A 3,959-nucleotide genomic window follows, 5' to 3' on the forward strand; every position below is an offset into this window, starting at 1 on the left:
TAATCTTTAAATTCATACAGTTTTCCTTTATTCTATCTTAAATTAGATCGCGAATTATATATTAAATATAGGAATTTGTCAAATTTAACCTATTATTTACTACATTTAGAGCAATTTTAATTTACTATTTAGTTAGTCCTGATTATAATTCCAAAAAGCATTTAACGAGATATATTAATAGTGAAAAAACAAGAATTTAAAAAACTAATTAAAGAAATTGGCTTTACTTCACAAAGAAGTTTTGCTGAAGAAATAGGTGTAAAAGCAACGACTTTTACAACATATAAATTTATACCAAACCATATAGTAAGAATCATTAACATGGCACTATTAGCTAAACAAAGCGGTGTTGCTTTTGAAGATATTAAATCTGCTATGAAAATAGATTAGATTTTCTAATCTACTTTTCAAAACTCAAATTTCATAAAAATCTGACTTAATAATCTTATATATAAATTTTTTATTATTGAAATAACTTTTTTGAAATAAAATAAAAACTTAGTATTTAATTTTTACTGAAAAGAATTTTAAAAATGAAAAAGTATTTTTTACAATAAAAAGTTGTTTTTTATCATTTTTTATATTTTTAATCCAATATTTATATATTTTCGAACCTTAGAAATCTCTTCTAAATCAATTTTTTCAATTAGAATTTCTTCTTCATCATCCTTAATAACATTTCCAAATGGAGAAATAATTGCACTACCTTTTGCCATATTTAAATCAGCACTATTTGCTGCAATTACAAAACATTGATTTACAAGTGCAAGGGATTTTGAAATAGTCTCATAATGATCTTTTCTTTTTAATCCCCACATTGCAGGATTTAATATAATATCTGCACCAGCAACTTTTTGCCAAAGTTCAGGAAATCTTAATTCAAAGCATATTAGAGTTGCTACTTTTAATCCATTTATCTCAATAATCTTTATATCCTCTTCACATCCAGCATCAAAGTGATCTAATTCGTTTCCTAGAGGAAAAAGCTTTATTTTTGATTGAGTATGAAGTATCTTTTGCTTGTCAAAGATATATAATGTATTGAAAAACTTATCATCTTGTTTTGTTATTAGTGTCAATGCAATAGTTTTGTTTATTGCAAGCTTTTGAAGTTGCTTAATAGCAAAAGTTGAGAATTCAGATGCTTCTTCCATCCTGTCATAACAAAAGCCGCTTAAAGCAATCTCTGGTGCTAAGATAATAGAATCTTCTGGACACTCTAAAATCAGTTTTTTAATATGCTCTAGGTTTGCAAAAAAATCTGGACTCGTTTTAACTTGTAGTGCTATTAAGTTCATCTATTTCCTTTTGGATTAATTTCTCAAGTGAGTTTTGATATGTTTTAGCTGTTGCAAATGTACTTGCTTCATATTTTGTTACTAAGATTGGATTTGTATTTGAAGCTCGAACTAGTGCCCATCCATATGCAAAGTTAATTCTTAAGCCATCAACTTTGCATATATCTTTGATTAGAGGAAAGTCTCTATTTAGTCTCTTCAATGATTCTTCTATTTTTTCCATTAATAAAAATTTCTTATCTTCATCTATTTTAATCTCTATATTTGAGCTTGTATAAATTTTTGGAAGCTTTTCTATCTCTTCATCTATTTTCATACCACCTTGAATTAACTCTAAAACTCTAAAAGTTGCATAGATTGCATCATCAAATCCATAATATCTATCATTAAAGAAAATATGTCCTGATACCTCAGCTGCTAAGTCTGCATTTAACTCTTGAAGTTTTAATCTAAGATTTGAGTAACCTGTTTTATCCATAATAGTTGTGCCATGAGTATTAATCTCATCAAATACATTTTGTGAATATGTAACTTCTCCAATAATAACAGGGTTTTTCATAGTCTTTGAAAATAGTAAAGCTAAAATATCGCCTTTGATATTATGCTTTTGAGTTAATACAGCAATTCTATCTGCATCTCCATCATAAGCAAAACCATAATTACAATCATCTTTTAAATGACTTTTTAAATCTTCTAAATTTTTTTCATTACTAGGGTCTGGATGATGATTTGGAAAGTCTCCATTTGGTTTTGTATATAAAGCTTTATAGTTTAGGTTTAGTTTATCAAAAATCTCTGTTATAACAGTATCTGCCATTCCATTTCCACAATCTACTACAAACTGCTGTTTTAAATTTTTTAGCCCTTTAAATTGCTCACACATATAATCTATATATAAAGACTTTGCATTAACTTCTATAAAGTCTTTATTATCAAGTATATTGATATTTTCATTTTTCTTTATTGCTTCATATAATTTTATTAAATCATCTGCAAAATATGGTTGATTCTCTATAGTGATTTTAAATCCATTGTACTGTTTAGCATTGTGACTACCTGTTATCATAATAGAAGCTTGAGGTTTTGTAGTTTTGCCATCAATTTCAAACTCTTGATATGAAGCAAAGTAATTAACTCCTGTTGCAACAAGTCCTATATTTAATATTTTACAGCCTGATTGATTAAGACCAGAAACTAAAGACTCAAAAAGCATAGTAGAATGCTTTCTAATATCATAACCAACCACGATATAAGGAGTTATTACTTTTGTTCTTTCTTGTATTGCTAAACCTAAATAATATCCTATTAGTTTACTATTCTCTTTTGTTAACTCTTTTGGAACAATACCTCTAATATCATATTGTCTAAAAATAGATTTACATATCACTTTATTGCTCTTTCAAGATTTAGTAAAAATTCTTTTTTCTCTTCTCCACCTGCATATACATTTGAGCTTCCATCATCTTTTTTTATTCTATGACAAGGTACAATTATATTTAACATATTTTGTGCAAGTGGACTCTCTAATGCTTTTTTTGATGTAAGACCATCTATTTTTGAAGCTAAGCTTGTAAAGCTTTCAGTTTTCCCATAAGGAATATCTAAAAGCTCTTTCCATACTTGTATTTGAAAAGTTGAACCAACTAGCTGCATAGGTAGTTCAAAAGAAGTTCTTTGTTTATTGAAGTACTCTTCTAGTTGAGTTCTTAATGTATCAAAATATTCGCACTCAGATGGAATGATATCTGTATCAAAACTCTTTTTTAAAGTATCAATTCTAGCTTCAATATTAAAAGGTGTAAAATAGCAAAGCATTACTATCCCTTTTTTTGAAGCTGCTGCAAACATTTGACCTAAGGGGGTATCAATAGTTGTTGTTAGTATTATTTCTTTGGATTGTGATTTATATTCTCTCATGAAGGAATTTTATCATATTTATCAATAAACATGCAATCGCTTTTTTTACATTACATATTTTTTAGATTATATATAATCTTGAAAATGAGTATATAAAATCACACTCCATGTTACAACAAATATAAAAATACTTATAAATACTACAGTACTTCCAACATCTTTTGCCCTACCTGCCATTTCATGATGTTCAAGTGTTACAAGGTCAACAACTCTTTCAATAGCACTGTTTATAGCTTCTGCTAAAAGCATTCCCGTTAAACTAATAAACATTAGAAGTTTACTAATTACTGTTACATCTATTATAAAAAGTGTAGGCATTAGAATTATTGTGATTATTAATTCTATTTTAAAAGATGTTTCATGTTTTATTAAATCTTTTAAACCTTTTAACGCATAAGTTGTATTTTTAAAAAAATTGTATTTTGGCTGATTTCTCAATATTTTTCCTTTTCAATAGAATTAATGATTTTATAAATAATTAGAACTAGTAACCAAGCAATAAGCATTGTGATAATTGTATGACTTAAAAAATGGTCACCAATTAGCATTTTATAAGTACCCATACTCCATCCAACAGTTAAAGCAAAACTAAGTGCATATATCTGATTTATTCGTTTTTTAAATAAAAAGAATAAAGAAAGAAGTGCAAATCCACCACTTGCATGTCCTGCTGGCCAACATTTTATTTTTTTCTTTTGTACATATTCTGCTGGATAGGAATCAAATAGATTTATATCTGGATAT

The 3,959-nt window shown here is 27.2% G+C and carries 6 protein-coding genes; 1 reads left to right on the forward strand and 5 read right to left on the reverse strand.

Annotation, left to right across the window (positions count from 1 at the left end):
- Positions 1-180 precede the first annotated feature (180 nt).
- Positions 181-390, forward strand: coding sequence for a hypothetical protein (locus tag GBG18_RS14730; RefSeq protein WP_152192292.1), 210 nt, complete (start codon positions 181-183; stop codon positions 388-390).
- Positions 391-578: 188 nt separating this feature from the next.
- Here GBG18_RS14730 and GBG18_RS14735 read toward each other — a convergent pair whose 3' ends face one another.
- From GBG18_RS14735 to GBG18_RS14755, 5 genes are all read right to left on the reverse strand, one after another.
- Positions 579-1,298 carry a nitrilase-related carbon-nitrogen hydrolase gene (locus GBG18_RS14735; protein ID WP_152192294.1) on the reverse strand — a complete coding sequence of 240 codons (720 nt, stop codon included), beginning with the start codon at positions 1,296-1,298 and terminating at the stop codon, positions 579-581.
- Complete coding sequence (locus GBG18_RS14740; protein ID WP_152192296.1) at positions 1,273-2,685, reverse strand: phosphomannomutase/phosphoglucomutase; 1,413 nt, start codon at positions 2,683-2,685, stop codon at positions 1,273-1,275. Before GBG18_RS14740 ends, GBG18_RS14735 begins: the two co-directional genes overlap by 26 nt.
- Positions 2,682-3,215 (reverse strand): methylated-DNA--[protein]-cysteine S-methyltransferase, encoded by a 534-nt coding sequence (locus tag GBG18_RS14745; RefSeq protein WP_152192298.1) that lies wholly within the window; start codon positions 3,213-3,215, stop codon positions 2,682-2,684. The genes GBG18_RS14740 and GBG18_RS14745 overlap by 4 nt, the downstream gene beginning before the upstream one ends.
- A 66-nt stretch (positions 3,216-3,281) precedes the next feature.
- The gene (locus GBG18_RS14750) at positions 3,282-3,653 is read right to left on the reverse strand and encodes a diacylglycerol kinase (protein ID WP_152192300.1); all 372 of its coding nucleotides are present in this window, start codon (positions 3,651-3,653) and stop codon (positions 3,282-3,284) included.
- Positions 3,650-3,959, reverse strand: a 310-nt coding sequence (locus tag GBG18_RS14755; protein WP_152192302.1) for a phosphatase PAP2 family protein, incomplete at its 5' end; no start/stop codon positions are given. The genes GBG18_RS14755 and GBG18_RS14750, both read right to left, overlap by 4 nt.

Source organism: Poseidonibacter ostreae, from assembly GCF_009208075.1.
Taxonomy (GTDB): Bacteria; Campylobacterota; Campylobacteria; order Campylobacterales; family Arcobacteraceae; genus Poseidonibacter; species Poseidonibacter ostreae.